The sequence below is a fragment of the Sphingobacterium bovistauri genome (genome assembly GCF_020295405.1).
Classification (GTDB): domain Bacteria; phylum Bacteroidota; class Bacteroidia; order Sphingobacteriales; family Sphingobacteriaceae; genus Sphingobacterium; species Sphingobacterium bovistauri.
This window is the reverse complement of record NZ_JADEYP010000025.1, coordinates 45857-65467: the sequence shown is the minus strand read 5'-3', so window position 1 is coordinate 65467 and position 19611 is coordinate 45857. Positions and strand designations below refer to the sequence as shown.

The window sequence follows — 19611 nt, the reverse complement described above, 5'->3', positions numbered from 1 at the left end:
ACTATGCCAATTCATAATTGGGGCATAATCCTTAATCAGTTCTTAACTTTATTTGAAAAAAGAGTCCAATTGTAATTAACAACTGAACTCCATATTTTTAAATTTACACAGTTCGTGAGACAGTCCCTTACTTGAATAATTCCAACGCCTTTTTTACACGATTTATAACAGTTTCTTTACCCAACAGTTCAGTAATCACAAATACATCAGGTCCGAACTTACCTCCTACCAACATGATACGATATGGCATCATTAACTCACCTATTTTCATTCCTGACTCCCCTACTTTCCCTTTAAACAAAGACTCTAACGATGACGCTGTCCAATCTTGTTGACTTTCAAAATCTGCTATGATTCTTTCAAAGAAAGCAGTTTTATCATCATTCCATTTGGGCTTCACTGCGTCTACGTCATACTGTGAAGGTTCTTCAAAAAAGAAGGATGCTTGACCCCAAAAATCAGAAACATAAGTCAATCTTTCTTTTACAACACTTAAGACAGCATTTACCTTAGCTAAATTTATTTCTTGGATACCTTCATTAATTATTGTTTGCTTGATATAAGGCATCAAATCTTCATTATCACTATTCTTGATCCATTCATGATTGAACCATTTCGCCTTCTCAAAATCAAATTTAGCTCCACTCTTACTGATACGCTCTACAGAGAATTTTTGGATTAATTCATCTATAGAAAATAATTCTTGATCTGTACCGTCATTCCATCCTAATACACCCAACATATTAACAAACGCTTCTGGCAAGAATCCCAATTCACGGAACCCCTTTGTCAAATCACCTGTTTTAGAATCTGTCCAATTCATAGCGTAAACAGGGAAACCCAATCGATCACCATCACGCTTACTTAATTTACCATTTCCATCTGGTTTAAGAATAAGTGGCAAATGTGCCCATTGTGGCATTTGATCCTTCCAACCCAAATATTCCCATAATAATAAATGAACTGGCGCAGATGGCAACCACTCTTCTCCGCGGAAAATATGTGATATTTCCATTGCTTTATCATCCACTACTACAGCCAAATGATAAGTTGGCATACCATCAGCCTTCAATAGCACTTTATCATCTATTAATTTTGTCTCAAAAGAAACGCGACCACGAATCATATCGTCAAAAGTGACAACCTCATCTTCTGGCATTTTAATACGAATAGTATGCGGTGTGCCAGCATTCAATAAAGCCTCTGTTTCTTCAGCTGACAGACTCAAAGAGTTACGCAGACTTAATCGATTCTCATGTGAATATCTAAAATTGGGTTGTAATTGACGTTGTGCATCTAATTCCTCCGCTGTATCAAATGCATAATATGCAGTACCATCAGCAATCAATTGCTCGGCAAATTTACGATAGGAAGGTTTACGCTCACTTTGACGATAAGGTCCAAAAACCCCAGGCTTTGACGGGCTTTCGTCTGGTGATATCCCACACCATGCGAGACACTCATTTATATATTCTTCAGCACCAGGTACAAATCGTGTCTGATCAGTATCTTCAATTCTTAAAATAAATTCACCTTGATGATGTCTAGCAAATAAATAATTGAACAAGGCAGTTCTTACACCACCCAAATGCAATCCTCCTGTAGGACTTGGTGCAAAACGCACTCTTACTTTCTGTTGTGAACTCATTTTGCAAAATTACTTATTTCTCATTTAATAAATGAATTAGAACTTCATGAGCTAATCATTTTAAACCTAATATTGAATAAAATCCTTATTTTGTAGTAGTTTTTGATCCAGAATGAACCCAATTCAATATAACACAAAACAAGCTTGGAAAATTGTCCTATTAATATTTGCAGCAGCCATTGGCATTGCTTCATTATGGTATAGCAATTACCTAGTCAAAAGTCTTTCCAAATCCGAACGTACCAAAGCCGAAGTATGGGCTATGAGTACGCGAAGCATAATGACCATGCCTGATGTTGATGATGAATTCATTAGCTTTATCTATGCAGTGCGCGATAGCCTTTCTCTACCAGCAATCATTACCGATGAACAAAATAATATTATTTTTTGGCGTGATTTGGATTCCACAAAAACGAATATAAAACTGGAAGATTCTTTGAAAAGTAATGTACAATATGATCCCTTATATTTTCAAAAGGAATTAGATCATATGAGACAAGCCCATGCTCCCATTACACTTACACTAGAAAATGGTGAAAAGTGGTCTGTATTTTATCGTGATTCGAAGGCTTTACGCAACCTCAAGATTTTTCCATTCATCCAGCTCTCACTGATTGCCATATTTTTAATCATAGCCTATACAGTCTTTAATAGTATCAAACGCTCTGAACAAAATTTAGTATGGGTAGGTATGGCAAAAGAAGCGGCACATCAACTTGGAACTCCTATTTCTTCTTTAATGGGGTGGATAGAACTTATTAAATTGAAATTTGATGCAGAGAACGATCAAGTGGTTAATGAAATGGAACGCGATGTCACCCGCTTAGAAATAGTAGCAGACCGATTTTCAAAAATTGGATCAAAACCCATCCTGACCAATTATAATGTCTATGACGTGATAATGAATTTTGTAGCATATTTTAAGGTACGAACGAGTGAAAAAATCACATTTCAAGTAGCAGGTGATTCCCATGTGGAGGCCATGCTGAATGTTCCATTATTTGACTGGATACTAGAAAATTTACTCAAAAATGCTGTTAACGCTATTGATAAAGAAGGCAATATACTGTTAGTAATTAAAGAAAATATTGCGAAAGAGGAAATTTTTATAGACATTAGTGATACAGGTAAAGGTATACCTAAATCTAATTTTGAAGCCATATTTCAGCCCGGATTTACAACAAGACAACGTGGATGGGGTTTGGGACTGAGCTTGACCAAGCGTATGGTAAGTTATCACAAGGGACAAATTTTTGTGAAAGAATCTGAAGTTGGAAAAGGCACTACATTTAGAATAATATTAAAAAGCAATTTAAATTATGAACCTACTCAAGTCTGACGACTATCCTGCGATTTACGAAGATTACATAGAGAATGTTCAAGGTGACGTTATGGAAGAACTCCAAAACCAACTTGAGTTATTTCCTCAATTTATTAAGGAAATTCCGAAAGAAAAAGAACTGTACACCTACGCTGAGGGAAAATGGACTGTAAAAGAAATTCTATGCCACATCATTGACACAGAACGAGTAATGTCTTATCGTGCTTTACGTTTTGCTCGCAATGATATGACAGCATTAGCATCATTTGAACAGGATGAATTCGTCACTTTTGGTCGTCACAATGAAAGAGAGATCGATAGTATAATTGAAGAATTTAAACACCTCAGAGCAGCTAACATTGCACTATTTAAAACATTCAACGAAGTAGAACTTACTCGCAAGGGAATGGCTTCGGATAGACTGATCTCTGTTCTCGCTTTCATTTACGTAATCGCAGGACATTTAAATCATCATCAATTCATATTACAACAAAAATACTTAAACAGCTAAAGATGATTTGGAGGACAGGATATAAATTGGAGGATATAAATGTATTATTTAGCAAATACATGACTGGCTTGTTAGACATAAAAGCAACTTCTATTACAGGTGATAGTTTAGTAGCCTCTATGCCCATTACGGAGAAAGTATTACAGCCATATGGCATATTACATGGAGGTGCTTCAGTCGTCCTAGCTGAATCGGTTGGAAGTGTTGCTTCAGCCTTGATAATTGACACAGACACGCACAATGCTGTTGGCCTAGAGGTTAATGCAAACCACCTCCGTCCTGGCAAATTAGGCAATCACCTTGATGCAGTCTGCACGCCAATACATCTTGGTAGAACGACACACGTGTGGGATATAAAAATTAGTGATGATAAGAAAAGATTAATATGCATATCAAGACTAACAGTCGCGATCATTAAAAAATAAAAAATTCAAAACTTTTCAAGATCAATATTGTTATCAATACAAAGTACCATTAACATGGTAATATGATACGGTTTAGGTTTTTAGAGAGGATTCGCCCAACGAGTCCTCTCTTTTATTAAAATTTTTAAAAAGAACAATCGTGTGCTTAAAATATTTTTTTAAAAATCCATTAAATTTTATTAGTCTTGTAAGAGGAACTTTTAATCTTTAAACCAATAAATAAAATTATAATATCTAAAAAAGTTCTAAAAAGAATAATTAACAAATTTAATCAAAGTATGTCTTCAACATCTCCATCGAGCGCTTTAGGGAATGCGCAGCCACAAAAGACCGCCTTTCTTCCTATGGCTATCTGCTGTCTTTTGTTTTTCATTTTAGGATTCTTTACTTGGGCAAATGGAGCTTTAATTCCTTTTGTTAAATTAGCTTTCAGACTAGATTCTGATTTGCAAGCATTTTTTGTATTGTTTGCCTCCTACATTGCTTACTTCTTTTTAGCCTTACCAAGTTCTTGGATTATAAAAAAAACAGGGTTTGAGTACGGTTTAATTTTAAGCCTTATCCTATTAGGTGTAGGGTCTTTAATATTTATTCCTGCTGCACATCAAGGTAGCTATAACCTATTCTTATTAGGCATATTTGTACAAGGTTCAGCGATGGCTTTAATGCAGACTGCTATCAACCCTTACTTAAGTATTATTGGACCAATCGACAGTGCTGCACAACGTATCGCAATCGCTGGCGTATTTAATAAAGGAGCAGGCATTATTGTTCCCTTCATTCTAGGTGGCGTTCTATTAAAGGGCTCTGCTGAAATTTCTGAAAAACTAAAAAGTTTGCCTCCAGGACCAGAACATGATGCATTGATGCAATCCTTATTAAGCAGAGTTGATACATTATACATTATTTTAGCTGTAGTAGTTTGCTTATTTGCACTTGTAATAAAATTAGCTAAAATGCCTCCAGTTGATGTAGATAAAGAGGATGAATCTTCAATAGCTACTAGCGCTAGTGAAAAGAAAAACAGTGTATTCGATTTCCCACATTTATTTTTAGGTTCATTAGCTATCTTCGCTACTGTAGCTGTTGAGGTAATGGCTGGAGATATTATCGGTACTTATGGTCATCAATTGGCCTTACCAGAATTCTTTGTAAAGTACGGTACCGCATTTACACTAGTTTGTATGTTATTGGGGTATTTTATTGGTATTGTTGCAATTCCAAAATATGTTTCACAACAATACGCATTACGTATCTGTACATTTGTAGGTATTGGTTTAACTGTATTTTCCGTATTCACGACAGGACTTACATCATATATTGCATTAGCCTTATTAGGTGTTGCAAACGCTTTATTATGGCCCGCGATTTTTCCCCTTGGTATAAAAGGATTGGGTAAATTTACAAAAACTGGATCTGCTATTATGGTAATGGGTATTGCGGGAGGTGCAATATGGCCATTACTTTATGGATACTTAAAAGATACTGTAGGTATGAATTTCCAAATGGCATTCTTAGTTGCTATGATTCCTCCATATTTATATATCTTATATTTTGCTACTTATGGACATAAAATAGGCAAAAAAGCATAATTTATATTCTTCAAAAAATGCCCTAGAAATAAACTTCTAGGGCATTTTTTATTTAAATGAATAGATCTTCAATGGGGTTATACAATTTGTCAACCTCCTATCCCATTCTCCTACATCAGAAATACAGTCTATGGGTTCGAAAAAGCTGATGCCATAAGATTTCACATCCGTACGACAGTTCCCCAAAAATTTATCGTAAAACCCTTTTCCATAACCTACTCTATTTCCTTGTTTATCGACCACTAGCAAAGGAACCAACACAACATCTATCTGCGTCTCCTCAACTATACGTCCTCCGACAGGCTCCAATATACCCCAATTATTTTCTACGAGTTTCGTATCCTTTTCAAGCAAATAATTCATCATTACACCTTTGCTAAAGTCAGATTTCGAAACAACTAATTTGATATGAGGAAAATTTACAGTGATCCATTTTATAAAGGATGAGGTGTCAGGCTCATTGAATTTTTCTATAGGGAAATAGACATGTACATATGTGTATAATTGCCAATCAAATTGTTTCAAATTTTCTAAAATCTGCAAATTTAAATACAATCTTACTTCAATACTTAGATTATTTCGCTTCTTCTTATATTCCGAACGCAATTGGTCTTTAGTCATATTCTCTTATACTAAAAACGGTCTTGCAGTGGAGTACTAACAAGACCGAAATAATCAACCTAAACCTAAATTCTTAAATATTTTATTTTACACGCTCGATATAATCACCCGACGCTGTATCTACTTTAACTTTGTCACCTTGATTGATAAAAAGAGGTACATTAATTTCTACACCAGTTTCAACTGTAGCCTTTTTCATAGCATTAGTAGAGGTATCCCCTTTTACAGCAGGCTCTGTATATGTAATTTCTAACTCGACATTCTTAGGTGCTTGAGCCATAATAGCTTCATCACTTTCAAATGCAACAATTACATTCATACCCTCTTTCAAGAATCGTGCCGAACTACCGAACAAAAATTTTGGAATATTGAATTGTTCATATGATGCATTGTCCATAACCACAAAAAACTCTCCATCCTCATATAGATATTGATAATCACTCGTTTCTACACGTGCGATCTCTACCGCTTCATCTACACGAAATCTATATTCTACAACTTTACCTGTTTTAACATTACGCATTTTGGCTTGATAAAAAGCACGCAAGTTACCTGGTGTACGGTGTATAAATTCTTCAACATTTACCAATTCACCATTGAAACGTAAAACATTACCTGATTTTACTTCTGAAGCTTTAGCCATTTGATTTATATTATTGTTAATAAATTACAAATGCAAAAATAGAAAAAAGTATGCGCTTATAAAAACGATTGACTTACTTATAAGAAGTAATAGAAAATGTTTGATCACAAAAAGTATACTCTTTCTCTTGATTGGATCCAATTATCAATAGTCGATCTGAAGATAATGTAGATTTAACGAGATCCAAATACCACTGCTCGCCTGAAGTATCAAGATTGGAAGTGGGCTCATCCAAAAATAAAAGTCTTGATTCACTACAACAGGCTAATGCTAACTTAACACGTTGCTTCATTCCTGACGAAAAGAATTTCAAACTCTTATTTGCAGACTTTTCCATTCCTAAGATTTCTATGATTTTTTTTGAATCAAAATTGGGAAGATAGTTCTTGAATTCGAAATGGAATTTAAATAATTCATTAAGCGTGAACTCCTCAATTAATTCGATATAAGGAGCAGCAATTGAAATATTTTTATAGACAGACTCTATATCAACTGTCGTAGACTCTTTGGTAAATATTATTTTACCTTCACTGGGTGTCAATTGTCCAGCCAACACCTTGATTAACGTTGATTTGCCAGAACCATTAGGACCTAATATTGCATATGACTGGTTGGAAGAGAAGGTATAATCTATACCTTTGAATATCCATTCTTGATTAAACCTTCTCCCTAAATTTTGTAAAGTTATATTCAATAAACGCTCATTTTAATGATTAAACACTTACTTTTCCAGTATTGAAACCTCTTACTACACCACGATTCGAGCTACGCACAAACCCCAATATCTCGTCTCTGATTTCAGTAGCTTCAAATTCTGCTTCCACAATATCTAATGCTTTCGCTAAATTTCTATTTTGAACAAATAGTACACGATAGATATTTTGAATCTCAGAAATTTGCTCTGATGTGTATCCTCTACGACGAAGCCCAACAGAGTTAATACCAGCATAAGAAATAGGCTCACGTGCCGCTTTGATAAATGGAGGAACATCTTTACGAACTAATGTACCACCTGTTACAAAAGAATGAGAACCAATTTTGCAAAACTGGTGCACAGCAACCAAACCTGCTAATACCACATGGTCACCAACCGTAATATGCCCAGCCAAAGTACTTGAGTTTGAAAAAATACAATGATCCCCGATAATACAGTCATGTGCTATATGACTATATGCCTGAATTAAACAATTCTTTCCAATTACAGTTTTATACCTGTCTTTAGTACCTCTATTGATTGTGACACACTCACGTATTGTTGTATTATCGCCTATCTCGGCTGTAGTTATCTCACCCTCAAACTTTAAATCTTGAGGTTCTCCTGAGATTACAGCCCCTGGAAAGATACGGCAGTTCTTTCCTATGCGAGCGCCGTTCATTATGGTCACATTCGACCCGATCCACGTACCCTCGCCAATTATCACATCCTGATGTATTGTACTGAAAGGATCAATTACAACATTTGCAGCAATCTTTGCTTCAGGATGTATGTACGATAAAGGTTGTATCATTATATATTAATTATTTCACTTTTACTATTTGAGCCATTAATTCGGCTTCACTCACGATCTTCTCGCCGACCATCCCAACGCCTTTCATACGAGCTATACCTCTACGAATTGGTTCTAACAACTCGCAACTAAATATAATGGTATCTCCTGGGTGAACCTGATTCTTGAATCTAGCATTTTCTATCTTCAAAAATAACGTCAACCAATTCTCAGGATCCGGCACTGTATTCAACACCAAAATACCTCCAGTCTGAGCCATTGCTTCTATTTGCAATACTCCTGGGAATACTGGCGCTCCTGGAAAATGTCCCATAAACAAATCTTCGTTCATCGTAACATTTTTCAAACCCACAACATGCGTTTGTGATAATTCCAAAATTTTATCAATCATCAAAAATGGTTGACGATGTGGAAGAATTTTCATGATTTGTACCGTATCATACACTGGTGTTGCATGAATATCATACGTATTGATTTTCTTCTTTACTTTGTCTCTTTTAATTTGATTCTTAATACGCTTTGCGAAAGCAACATTCGCAGCATGTCCAGGACGAGCTGCCATAATATGCCCCTTAATAGGTTTTCCGATTAAGGCTAAATCACCAATCATATCTAATAGCTTATGACGAGCTGGCTCATTTTGGTGTCTTAATTGTATATTATCCAATATGCCTTCATCTGCTACAGTTACTTTCTTATTAAATAAGCTTTGTAATTTGTCCAATTCATCTGTTGATACTTCCTTATCAACGATAACGATAGCATTAGACAAATCGCCACCTTTAATTAAATCATTATTAACCAAGGCCTCTAACTCATGCAGAAAACAAAAAGTGCGCGATGATGAAATTTCTTTTTCAAAATCATAAATCGAGCTAATCGATGCATGTTGACTACCCAATACTGGAGAATTAAAATCAATCATACAAGTCAATCTATAACCATCCAATGGCATACCGACGATTTCGACTTTACGATCTGATTCAGAATAATGAATATTTTCTTTGATTTCGTAAAAATCACGATCAGCATCTTGATCAACAAAACCAACCTCTGTTAATTTCTCAATAAAAACACTTGAACTTCCATCTAAAATCGGAACTTCTGGGCCATCTAAATCAATAAGAACATTATCTACTTGTAGACCGATCAATGCTGCCATTAAATGTTCAATTGTACTTACTGAAGCACCATTTTCTGTAATTGTAGTTCCTCTTGAAGTATCAGATACATTATCAGCATCAACTGATACTATAGGTTGATCTTCAATATCAATACGTCTAAATTTGAACCAATGATTCTCAGGAGCTGGTCTCAAGGTTAAAGTAACAGATTTACCTGTGTGTAAACCAATTCCTGAAATTGTAACCTCAGATTTTATAGTCCTTTGCTTTGTGTTCATTTCATCCATTTTATGGTAAATAGTTTTATTTGTCTTTCAATAATTTCTCCAACTCAATTATACGTCTTTCCAGATCAGGTAATTTGGTATAAATTACTTGTGAACGTAATTGACTGGTGTATGGAGCAAATGGAGTTCCTCCCCATTTCTTGTATGCATCTTTAATAGTCCTGTTTATCCCCGATTGGGCTTGTATTTGAGTCCCATCAGCTATACTGATGTGACCAACAACACCAACCTGCCCACCTAAGATCACTTGCTTTCCTACTTTAGTACTTCCAGAGACCCCTGTTTGAGCAGCAATAACTGTATTTTCACCAATCTCCACATTGTGCGCTATTTGAATCAGATTATCCAATTTCACACCTGTACGAACTATAGTTGAGCCTAATGTAGCCCTATCTATTACTGTATTGGCACCTATTTCGATATTGTCTTCTAAGATCACATTACCAATCTGTGGAATCTTATCATAAGTGCCATTAGCTTGAGGTGCAAATCCAAAACCATCACTGCCAATTACAGATCCAGAGTGAATAATTACATTCGAGCCAATGATACAATCATAATATACAGTAACTCCAGGAAAAAGAGTTGTATTGTCCCCGATTGTAACATTATCCCCAATATATACGCGTGGATATATTTTTACATTTTTACCTATTTTTACGTCTTTACTGATATAAGCAAATGCTCCAATGTATCCACCCTCACCTATTTGCGTAGATTCGTGAACAAAAGTTGGCTCTTCACGACCTGATCGATCGAGACGCAATGCGTTATAAACTTTTAATAACTCCGAAAAAGAAGTATATGCATCTTCTACACGTATTAATGTTGCCTTCACAGGCTTTTGCAAGACTAAATCTTGATTTACGATAACAATACTTGAGTTTGTTTCGTATAAAAATTGTTCATATTTACGATTAGACAAAAATGACAAAGCGCCCTCAAACCCCTCTTCAATTTTGGCTAATTGTGCTACCAAAACTTCAGGATTTCCCTCTACTGTCCCATTTAATAATGTCGCTATTTGCTCCGCTGTAAATTGCATGTACTACAAATGTATCTTTTTTTCTGAAAATAGTTTAATATTTTGAGCTTACACCCATATCTTTAGTCGCCAATTCTTTGGGATATGTCAACGCGTATTTAATTACTTTTTTGGACAATGCCTCCAAATTTGACAGATCGGAAGCCTCTGCAATCTCTAACAGTTGTCCTTTATTATTAACAATACGAATAGGCTCTTTTTCAGCACTATATGCTGAATTATAAATAACTTGATAATATATAAAATAATCGATTTGCTCTGGAGTCAAATTCAGTTGCTCTTTTGCTTGTTCTTTATACCAAGCAATTTCAGATTCTTCAAAATCAGTTGAACGAAGCTCTGTACGAAATAAATCTCTTTTGAGAATTCTTTCACATAACGTACTCAGTATAAAATCATCATGATCTACCCAACATTTCAATGCCGAAAGTATATCCGTATCATCTAATTTTGTAAACCAATTAAGATGGGATTCTTCTGCTATAAAATTTTCTGCATTTACTCTGTTTTTCAGAAAATGCTGTAAAGCTGGTGTTGCAAACAATACTTCTCCTTGATTACTTAACTCCTTCGCTCTTTTTAGCGCCTTAATGAGCATTTGTTCTGCTGCGATTACTGTCTTATGAAGATAAACTTGCCAATACATCAATCGACGTGCTATCAAGAATTTCTCAACAGAATAAATACCCTTTGCTTCTACAACTAATTCATCGTTTGCGACAGTCAACATTTTAATGATGCGATCAAATGATATGACTCCTTCTGAAACTCCTGTAAAAAAACTATCTCTATTCAAATAGTCCATTCGATCGGTATCGAGCTGTCCTGAAACAAGCTGATGCAAGAAACGGCGAGGGTAATTATCATTGAAAATAGTAATAGCCAATGATAGTCTTCCTGAAAATTCAGTGTTTAATCTATCCATTAGCATCGAGGAAATCACTTCATGCGAAACTCCTTCAATCAATGTGTGCTCTAAAGAATGACTAAAAGGGCCATGGCCAATATCATGAAGCAATATCGCTACTAGCGCTGCCTCCTCTTCCTCGCCTGAAATAGCTACTTCTTTGCTTCGTAGTGTATCTATAGCTAATTGCATCAGATGCATTGCTCCAATAACATGCTGAAATCTGGTATGTAAAGCACCTGGGTAAACCATATGTGTCATACTCACTTGCTTTATATACCGAAGACGCTGGAAATACGGATGTTGAATAAGGTCAAATATAAAACCAGACGGAATTGACACAAAACCGTATACTGGATCATTAATGATTTTTTTCTTATTCAACAGACTTTCCTTTATGAAGTTTACTATCTTTACAAGTATGCTACGGTTTTATCCAAAAAACACCAAATCTAAGATAAATGCAAAGATAAAGAGATTACCGTTAATTAGTGTTAAAAAATGGTAGTTATTTAGAATTTAAGTGCTATTTTGAATGTTATACCTATTAATTGTAGGAAGTAATTAATCAATTTTACATTGTATTGATTTAACAAATTTGATCTTATCTAAATTGACGTATTGAAATGACAAAAACACACATACTATGGGCTGATGATGAAATCGAATTTTTGAAACCCCACATATTACTTCTAGAAGATAAAGGATATAGAGTTAAAACAGTAAACAATGGCACAGATGCTGTAGAAGCATTTCGAAATGAACCTTTTGATTTAGTATTCTTAGATGAGAATATGCCCGGTCTTACTGGATTAGAAACCTTAAGCATATTAAAATCAATCAACCCCACAATTCCTAATGTCTTAGTGACAAAAAACGAGGAAGAACAGCTTATGGAAGAGGCTATCGGAGCAAAAATCGATGACTACCTCATTAAACCCGTTAACCCAAGACAAATTCTATTGACAATCAAGAAGTTCACAGAGAACAAACGTATTGTGAATGAAAAAACCTCTATGGCTTATCAACAAGAATTCCAAAACCTGGGTTCACTGATTAATGAAGGGTTGGATTTCAAAGGTTGGGTCGAAGCATACAAGAAACTTATTTATTGGGAGCTTTCACTTGAAAAACTAGAAAATGAAAGCATGCATAATATATTGCGAACACAGAAATCTGAAGCCAATAATGTTTTTTTTAAATACATTGAAAAAAACTATACCAATTGGATGAAAAACCCGGAAGAATCGCCCGTACTTTCACATCAATTATTTAAAAAGAAAGTCCTTCCTACTCTATCACAAGACCGTCCCACATTCTTTTTCTTAATTGATAACCTACGTTACGATCAATGGAAGCAAATCAATGATGTGATTACTGATTATTTCAGACTAGAAGAAGAAGACAACTATTACTCAATTCTTCCAACCGCAACCCAATATGCAAGAAATGCTATTTTTAGCGGACTAACACCACTAGAAATGGAGAAAAGGTTTCCAGATTTATGGCTAAATGATGAATCAGAAGGTGGCAAAAACTTAAATGAAGATAAATTTTTAGCCGATCAAATCAAAAGATTGTACCGCAAAGAAATCAAACACAGCTACACAAAGGTTCTTACACACGAACAAGGTCGTGATGTCGTTGATAACCTTAGTAACCTAATGGGCAATAATCTTAATGTTTTGGTGTATAATTTTGTAGATATGCTTTCTCATGCACGAACTGACATGGCTATGATTCGCGAACTAGCAAACGACGAAGCGGCTTACCGTTCATTAACATTATCATGGTTTGAGCATTCCCCACTTTTGGATGCACTAAAATGGTTGTCACAAAAAAATGTACGTATTGTAATAACCACCGACCATGGCACTATACGTGTTAAAAAGCCAAGTAAAATTATTGGTTATAAGAACACAAATACAAACTTACGATATAAGCAGGGTAAAAATTTGAACTATAATAGTAAGGATGTGTTTTTAATCAAAAACCCCCATGATGCGCAACTACCGACATCCAGCATGAGTTCAATCTATGTTTTTGCGAAAGACGACATCTATTTTGTATACCCAAACAATTACAATCAATTTGTCAATTATTTCGTAGGCACATTTCAACATGGAGGTATTTCGCTAGAAGAAATGATAATTCCCTATGCCACATATATTCCAAAATGATAATTTTGCAGTATGACTATTGAGGTAAAAAATTTAAGCGAATTAAAAGAAGCTGCAAAATTAGTTGTTGACACGTATTCCAAAGATCGAATTTTTCTATTTTATGGAAATATGGGAGCTGGCAAAACAACTTTTATCAATGAATTATGCCTTGCTTTAGGCGTAACAGAACACACCTCTAGTCCAACATTTTCGATAGTCAATGAATATAGCATTCCGCAAGGCTGTATTTATCATTTTGATTTTTATAGATTAAAGGACGAAATGGAAGCCTTGGATATGGGATATGAAGAATATTTTTATTCAGGAGATTACTGTTTTGTAGAATGGTCAGAAAAAATCCCAAATCTAATACCCCTAAATTACGTAAAAATAGCTATTGAGGTGTCAGAGAATCAACATCGATTGATTACCATCGAAAAAAAATAATTTTTTTCGAACCCCATGCAACCATTCTCCAAAATCTTGCGTCTTCCTATTAAACTAACATCAATTGGAGAATTTTAACTTAAATAGAATGTGGCAGGGATGCCAAGCGCAGGATAAAAAATCGCAAGCGCAACTCTATAATTTTTTCTCCAAAAAGATGTTTGTGGTTTGTCTGCGTTATGCGCAAACAACCCTTGAGGCTGAAGACATTCTTCAAAACGGTTTTATCAAAGTTTTTACGAAGCATCATTTATTTGATGGCAAAGGTTCGTTAGAAGGTTGGATCAAACGAATCATGGTCAATACAGCTATTGAAAGCTATCGAAAAAGTAAAGAAAAAATTACGGATAGTATCGATGAGTATCATGAGAATACGATTCACAGTCACTTTCCGAGTGACACCACTTCTTACCAAGACTTGTTGAAACTGATTAAAGAATTGCCTTTAGGATATAGAACGGTTTTTAACTTGTATGCTATCGAAGGTTACAGCCATAAAGAAATAGCAGAAATGCTAAATATATCAGAAGGAAGTTCAAAGTCGCAACTTTCGAGAGCAAGACAAGTACTACAGCATAAATTGATTAAAGAAAACACACTATAAGATGGAGTCACAAGATTTAGATAAATTATTCCGAGATGCTTTTGAGCAAGCGGAAGAGACGCCAAGTGCCTGTGTTTGGCAGGGTATCGAACAGGAATTAGCACAAGAAAAAAAGATAATTCCTTTCTATAGCAAATATAGAACGCAACTATCTATAGCAGCTACTTTTTTAGTATTCTTTGGGATTGGATTGACCTTTTACAAGAACTCAACACCTTCTGGCAAAGAAAAAATTGAAGAAGTACTGACTTCTATTGAGCAACCAACTGAGTCTTCTGATAAAAAGACTGAAAATCCAGTTTTTGAAAAAGAGTTACCGACAATTGAATCGGAAAAATTGATTACTAATAATAGCGAAGAAATATTGGTGACTAACTCAGATGTACAACCTAAATCTCAAGACAATTCAGTAAGTAAAAATCAGCAAGATGATGACAGCTTTGAAATCGAAGAAAAACAAGAAATCATCGAGCAAGATCAAATATTGACTGCTGTAGACGTTGATATTAAAATCACACAACCTCAATACGAAAACATTAGAACAATAGAACCTATAAGTAATGATTTACAAAATTCGTTTGCATTCACAGCACCAAAAGAAGAAGTAAAAACTTCTATTGTCACCCGAGTATTAAATGGTATCACCAAAAACATTTTGACAAAAGGTATTGATATACAAGAAAATAAAGAAATAGAGTTTAAAAACGACGACGAAGGATCCATCACTCTGAATATATTCAACTCATTAGCAAAAAAATAAACCCAATTAAATTATAAAAGATATGAAAGCACTTTACAACATAGCGTCAATTCTAGGTTTGTGTCTATTTATGATAAATAATACAAACGCTCAAACTGTTTCGACAACTACAGTAGTAATCGAAAAGACAGACACCACAAAATCTCAAAATAGAAATATTACGATATTAGGAGAAAAAGAGTCAAACAACAACAAATACCCTCGTGCATTTGGCGGAGTAACGTTTACACGAATTGACTGGGGATTTTCCCGTATCATGGATGATGGAGCTTTCTCCCTTTCTGATGAAAATCAATTCATGAAATACAAAAAAGCATCAAACTTTGGTTTCGATATAGCTCAATTTGGGATTCGTGCGAGTGATAATTTTAAGACATACATTTCAGCAGGATTCGAATGGAATTACCTTCGTCTAGAGAATAATATCATCTTCAATGAAAACACATCACCAATATCATTTGAACCAAGCAATGTCGAATATAAAAAGAATGTATTTACAACCACATACCTACGTTTGCCATTGACATTTGAATGGAGAAGTGATAAAAACAGAAAAGGTGAACGTGTAAAAGTTGCTTTTGGCGCGATGACAGGAATCTTATTAAAAGGTACCCAACGTCTAAAAAGTAAACAGGATGGCAAACAAAAATTTAAAGACAACTATAGTTTAGCCTCGTTTCAATACGGCCCATTCGTAAGATTAGGGTATGATGACTTCGGAATTTTCGCTAAATATTATGTGAATGATTTCTTTGAGAAAAGTCCTGCTCAGAAAAACCTTAACAACTTAGCTTTTGGTATTACTTTAGGATTTTAATCGCAATAATTCATTTATTAAACTTATTTTTATGCCGAAAGTAACTTTCGGCATTTTTTCATTTATGGCTAAAACCTCTTCTTGTCAATATATTCCTACGGACACCCAAAAGTTGGGTGTAGCAGCAATTCATGGTGAAAACATCACTTCTATTTTTAAAGGTAAAAAGGATGTAATCGCCGTTGAAAATGTATCGTTTGACATTGATCAGAAAAAGATAACAGCTATAATTGGTGAGTCTGGCAGTGGAAAAAGCACATTATTAAAATTAATATACGGCCTATTAGAGCCACATTCTGGCGAGGTAAGATACAAAGGATGGTTGGTTCCTACACGTAAAGACAAGTTGATTCCTGGTCATGATGCCATGAAAATGGTTTCACAGGGTTTTGATGATTTAAATCTGTATGCTAAAGTCTGGGATAACGTAGCCTCACAACTACCTAATACTAACCTAGAGTATAAAAAAACACGTACAGAAGAAACGTTAAAAAAACTTCGCATAGACCACCTTGCGCAACAACGCGTTGCAGATTTGAGTGGTGGAGAGCGTCAACGTGTTGCAATAGCACGCGCTTTGATTAATGACCCTGAGGTATTGTTGATGGACGAACCTTTTAATCAAGTAGACGCCGCATTTAGAGATGGTCTTCAGCATGATATTAAGCAAATTGTATTGGAAACTGGATTAACTGTAATACTTGTTTCTCATGACCCAGCGGAAGTATTGGCGATGGCTGATGCTCTTATTGTAATGCGCAATGGTAAAATTGTCGATGCAGGAAATCCAAAAGATTTATATTACAATCCTAAACATCCATATACTGCATTACTTCTAGCAAAAAGTAATATAATCAATGCAACACAAGCTTCAATACTACAAATTGAGAGCACAAAGCAGGTAGCCATTCATCAAGAGTGGATTGATGTTGAAGAGCAGCCTAACGCACCATTTATCATAAAAGAAATTAAATTTAGAGGGTTCTATAGTGAATATGTCGTAGGTAATGATAAAATTAATCTACATGCTATTGTCAAAACAAAAACCCCTATTCCAATAGGAACAGGAGTAAATATTCTTATCCAAGATTCGATATCATTCTCACAATAATTTTTATTACATTTTTACTTTTTCTACCCACTCTAACATAGGTACAAACCAATCCTTTGGTTCTTTTTTATTATTCATTCCAAATCCATGTCCGCCCAATTCATAAGAAAACAGGTAATTGGGGATTTTATAATTATCTAATGCCCTTTGATATAATAAGCTATTCTCTATTGGGACAGCCTTATCATCTTTAGCATGGATTAAAAAAGCTGGTGGAGTATTTTCAGTTATTTGTTTTTCATTTGAAAAACGAGTTAAATCAGTATCAGAAAAATCAGGACCTATCAGATTTGTCTTCGACCCATTATGCGTAACTCCATCTACCATAGAAATAACTGGGTAGACTAGAATAGAAAAATCTGGTCTAAGTAATTTTGATGATATTTTTTTTGCCTGATAGTCTGTCTCAAAATGCGTTGATAAGGTAGAAGCTAGATGCCCTCCTGCTGAGAACCCAACAACACCAATACTTGGTTTTTTCATTTTAAGCGTTGTTACTTTATCCTTCACAACAACCATTGCTTGTTGAGCATCTTGAATCGGAGCAATACGCTTATCAATTTGTTGCTTTGCACTCGGTAGCCTATATTTCAATACAAACGCACAATAACCCAAATCAGAAAGTCTCTTAGCAACTTGATGACCTTCATGATCCATTGCCAAATGATGATATCCGCCACCTGGAAATATTAGAAAAACTTTTGCATGTTTTATTTCTGAAGGAATGTATGCATATAATGCCGGTGAATTTTTCGAAATATCTGCAGTATCCTTTTTGTTGGGTATTACACTATATAACGCTAGTTGTTCCTGTGCTTGTAGAAATCCAAAAAGCAGACTCATAAATATTGATAAATATAATTTCATAGGTTTATTGATTAGCAACAATCATCAAAGATAAATCTTTATAAGGAATATTGAATCTATCAGCAATATCTTTATTCGTTAAGCTTCCTTGATAAAGATAAACTGCGTTACGAATCCCTGGATGACTCCATATTAGGTTACTTAGATTACCACACTCACCAATTTGTAGTAGAATCGGTGTAAAAACGTTAGTCAGTGCATAAGTTGCTGTACGAGCTACTCTAGAGGCAATATTAGGCACACAATAATGAATAACATCATATTTCCGAAATACAGGCTTGTCATGTGAAGTTATTTCAGATGTTTCAAAACATCCTCCTTGATCAATTGACACATCTATTACCACCGAATTAGGTTTCATCTCAGATACCGTTTCTTCAGAGATTAAACAAGCAGAACGTCCATTTTTTGCGCGCAAAGCCCCTATTGCCACATCGCATGACTTAATAGCTTTATTCAGAATAATCGGCTGTATTATAGAAGTATACACACGCGAACCTATGTTGTTTTGCAACCTTCTAAGCCTATACACCGAACTATCAAAAACTTTCACTTGTGCCCCCAATGCTATGGCCGTACGTGCAGCATACTCACCTACCGTACCTGCTCCGATTATCACAATTTCAGTTGGAGGCACCCCTGTTATACCACCTAGCATTAGCCCTTTCCCGTCAAAAACATTTGACAAATATTCTGCTGCAATTAAAATAGAAGTAGCGCCGACAATTTCACTCATTGCTCTGACTACCGTCAAATGCCCTCCCTCATCCTTCAAGTACTCATAAGACAACGCGGTGATTTGCTTCTTCATCAAGGAGTTGAGCACCTCACCATCGAGTAAACTTGGCTGTTGAGATGACATTAATATTTGCTTGTTTTTCATCAACCGAACCTCTTCTAAGGTTGGTCCTGCAATTTTTATTAAAACATCAGCGTTATATACACGTTCCTTTTCTTGCACTATTAGCGCGCCCTGTTCACTATAGTGATGGTCTAAAAAATTAGAATTATCACCTGCACCTGATTCTATTATTACTTGATGACCATACTCAACAAGTAATGACACAGACAAAGGGGTCAATGCTATCCGCTTCTCCTGAAACACAGTTTCTTTAGGAATTCCAATTACAAGCTGACGTTTGCTATTACTCAATGACTTAAGTAATTCCTTTGTTTGACCTAATACATTCTCCTTAATTTTCGTCATTATT

At 35.1% G+C, this 19611-nt stretch carries 20 protein-coding genes; 10 read left to right on the top strand and 10 right to left on the bottom strand.

Going from position 1 to position 19611, the window contains the following annotated elements; genetic code table 11:
* Positions 1-127 precede the first annotated feature (127 nt).
* Complete coding sequence (gene gltX / locus IPZ78_RS12930; RefSeq protein WP_225554343.1) at positions 128-1648, bottom strand: glutamate--tRNA ligase; 1521 nt, start codon at positions 1646-1648, stop codon at positions 128-130.
* Between the two features lie 112 nt (positions 1649-1760).
* Between gltX and IPZ78_RS12925 the strand changes: the two genes are divergently transcribed.
* From IPZ78_RS12925 to IPZ78_RS12910, 4 genes are all read left to right on the top strand, one after another.
* Complete coding sequence (locus IPZ78_RS12925) at positions 1761-2987, top strand: sensor histidine kinase (protein ID WP_225554340.1); 1227 nt, start codon at positions 1761-1763, stop codon at positions 2985-2987.
* Complete coding sequence (locus IPZ78_RS12920) at positions 2968-3480, top strand: DinB family protein (RefSeq protein WP_225554339.1); 513 nt, start codon at positions 2968-2970, stop codon at positions 3478-3480. The genes IPZ78_RS12925 and IPZ78_RS12920 overlap by 20 nt, the downstream gene beginning before the upstream one ends.
* A gap of 2 nt (positions 3481-3482) precedes the next feature.
* Positions 3483-3905 (top strand): hotdog fold thioesterase, encoded by a 423-nt coding sequence (locus IPZ78_RS12915; RefSeq protein ID WP_262903874.1) that lies wholly within the window; start codon positions 3483-3485, stop codon positions 3903-3905.
* 278 nt (positions 3906-4183) lie between these two features.
* Positions 4184-5497, top strand: coding sequence for a sugar MFS transporter (locus IPZ78_RS12910; protein WP_225554337.1), 1314 nt, complete (start codon positions 4184-4186; stop codon positions 5495-5497).
* Positions 5498-5545: 48 nt separating this feature from the next.
* Here IPZ78_RS12910 and IPZ78_RS12905 read toward each other — a convergent pair whose 3' ends face one another.
* The 7 genes from IPZ78_RS12905 to IPZ78_RS12875 form a co-directional block, all read right to left on the bottom strand.
* Positions 5546-6118: a 5-formyltetrahydrofolate cyclo-ligase gene (locus IPZ78_RS12905; RefSeq protein ID WP_225554335.1), complete on the bottom strand. Its 573-nt coding sequence runs from the start codon at positions 6116-6118 to the stop codon at positions 5546-5548.
* 82 nt (positions 6119-6200) lie between these two features.
* Complete coding sequence (gene efp / locus IPZ78_RS12900) at positions 6201-6761, bottom strand: elongation factor P (protein WP_225554334.1); 561 nt, start codon at positions 6759-6761, stop codon at positions 6201-6203.
* Between the two features lie 73 nt (positions 6762-6834).
* The gene (locus IPZ78_RS12895; RefSeq protein WP_225554332.1) at positions 6835-7455 is read right to left on the bottom strand and encodes an ABC transporter ATP-binding protein; all 621 of its coding nucleotides are present in this window, start codon (positions 7453-7455) and stop codon (positions 6835-6837) included.
* 19 nt (positions 7456-7474) lie between these two features.
* Positions 7475-8269: an acyl-ACP--UDP-N-acetylglucosamine O-acyltransferase gene (gene lpxA / locus IPZ78_RS12890; protein ID WP_225554329.1), complete on the bottom strand. Its 795-nt coding sequence runs from the start codon at positions 8267-8269 to the stop codon at positions 7475-7477.
* Between the two features lie 10 nt (positions 8270-8279).
* A complete protein-coding gene (locus tag IPZ78_RS12885) occupies positions 8280-9671 on the bottom strand; it encodes a bifunctional UDP-3-O-[3-hydroxymyristoyl] N-acetylglucosamine deacetylase/3-hydroxyacyl-ACP dehydratase (protein ID WP_225554327.1) in 1392 nt (463 codons plus the stop codon).
* A gap of 25 nt (positions 9672-9696) precedes the next feature.
* The gene (gene lpxD, locus IPZ78_RS12880; protein WP_225554326.1) at positions 9697-10725 is read right to left on the bottom strand and encodes a UDP-3-O-(3-hydroxymyristoyl)glucosamine N-acyltransferase; all 1029 of its coding nucleotides are present in this window, start codon (positions 10723-10725) and stop codon (positions 9697-9699) included.
* A gap of 34 nt (positions 10726-10759) precedes the next feature.
* On the bottom strand, positions 10760-12016 hold the full coding sequence (locus IPZ78_RS12875) for an HD domain-containing protein (protein ID WP_225554324.1): 1257 nt from the start codon (positions 12014-12016) through the stop codon (positions 10760-10762).
* Positions 12017-12258: 242 nt separating this feature from the next.
* On the opposite strand from IPZ78_RS12875, the gene porX reads away from it, so the two are divergent.
* The 6 genes from porX to IPZ78_RS12845 all read left to right on the top strand — a co-directional run bounded on the left by porX (position 12259) and on the right by IPZ78_RS12845 (position 17533).
* A complete protein-coding gene (gene porX / locus IPZ78_RS12870; RefSeq protein WP_225554322.1) occupies positions 12259-13812 on the top strand; it encodes a T9SS response regulator signal transducer PorX in 1554 nt (517 codons plus the stop codon).
* Positions 13813-13824: 12 nt separating this feature from the next.
* Positions 13825-14241 (top strand): tRNA (adenosine(37)-N6)-threonylcarbamoyltransferase complex ATPase subunit type 1 TsaE, encoded by a 417-nt coding sequence (gene tsaE, locus IPZ78_RS12865; protein WP_225554321.1) that lies wholly within the window; start codon positions 13825-13827, stop codon positions 14239-14241.
* 88 nt (positions 14242-14329) lie between these two features.
* The gene (locus IPZ78_RS12860; protein WP_225554319.1) at positions 14330-14845 is read left to right on the top strand and encodes an RNA polymerase sigma factor; all 516 of its coding nucleotides are present in this window, start codon (positions 14330-14332) and stop codon (positions 14843-14845) included.
* 1 nt (position 14846) lies between these two features.
* The gene (locus tag IPZ78_RS12855; protein ID WP_225554317.1) at positions 14847-15605 is read left to right on the top strand and encodes a hypothetical protein; all 759 of its coding nucleotides are present in this window, start codon (positions 14847-14849) and stop codon (positions 15603-15605) included.
* 22 nt (positions 15606-15627) lie between these two features.
* Positions 15628-16422 carry an outer membrane beta-barrel protein gene (locus IPZ78_RS12850; protein WP_225554315.1) on the top strand — a complete coding sequence of 265 codons (795 nt, stop codon included), beginning with the start codon at positions 15628-15630 and terminating at the stop codon, positions 16420-16422.
* Between the two features lie 31 nt (positions 16423-16453).
* Positions 16454-17533, top strand: a complete 1080-nt coding sequence (locus IPZ78_RS12845; RefSeq protein WP_225554312.1) for an ABC transporter ATP-binding protein — start codon at positions 16454-16456, stop codon at positions 17531-17533.
* Positions 17534-17539: 6 nt separating this feature from the next.
* Here the strand turns inward: IPZ78_RS12845 and IPZ78_RS12840 are convergent, their stop codons facing one another.
* On the bottom strand, positions 17540-18400 hold the full coding sequence (locus IPZ78_RS12840) for an alpha/beta hydrolase (protein ID WP_225554310.1): 861 nt from the start codon (positions 18398-18400) through the stop codon (positions 17540-17542).
* A gap of 4 nt (positions 18401-18404) precedes the next feature.
* Entirely contained in the window at positions 18405-19607 is a 1203-nt protein-coding gene (locus IPZ78_RS12835) for an alanine dehydrogenase (protein WP_225554308.1), read from the bottom strand.
* Positions 19608-19611 lie beyond the last annotated feature (4 nt).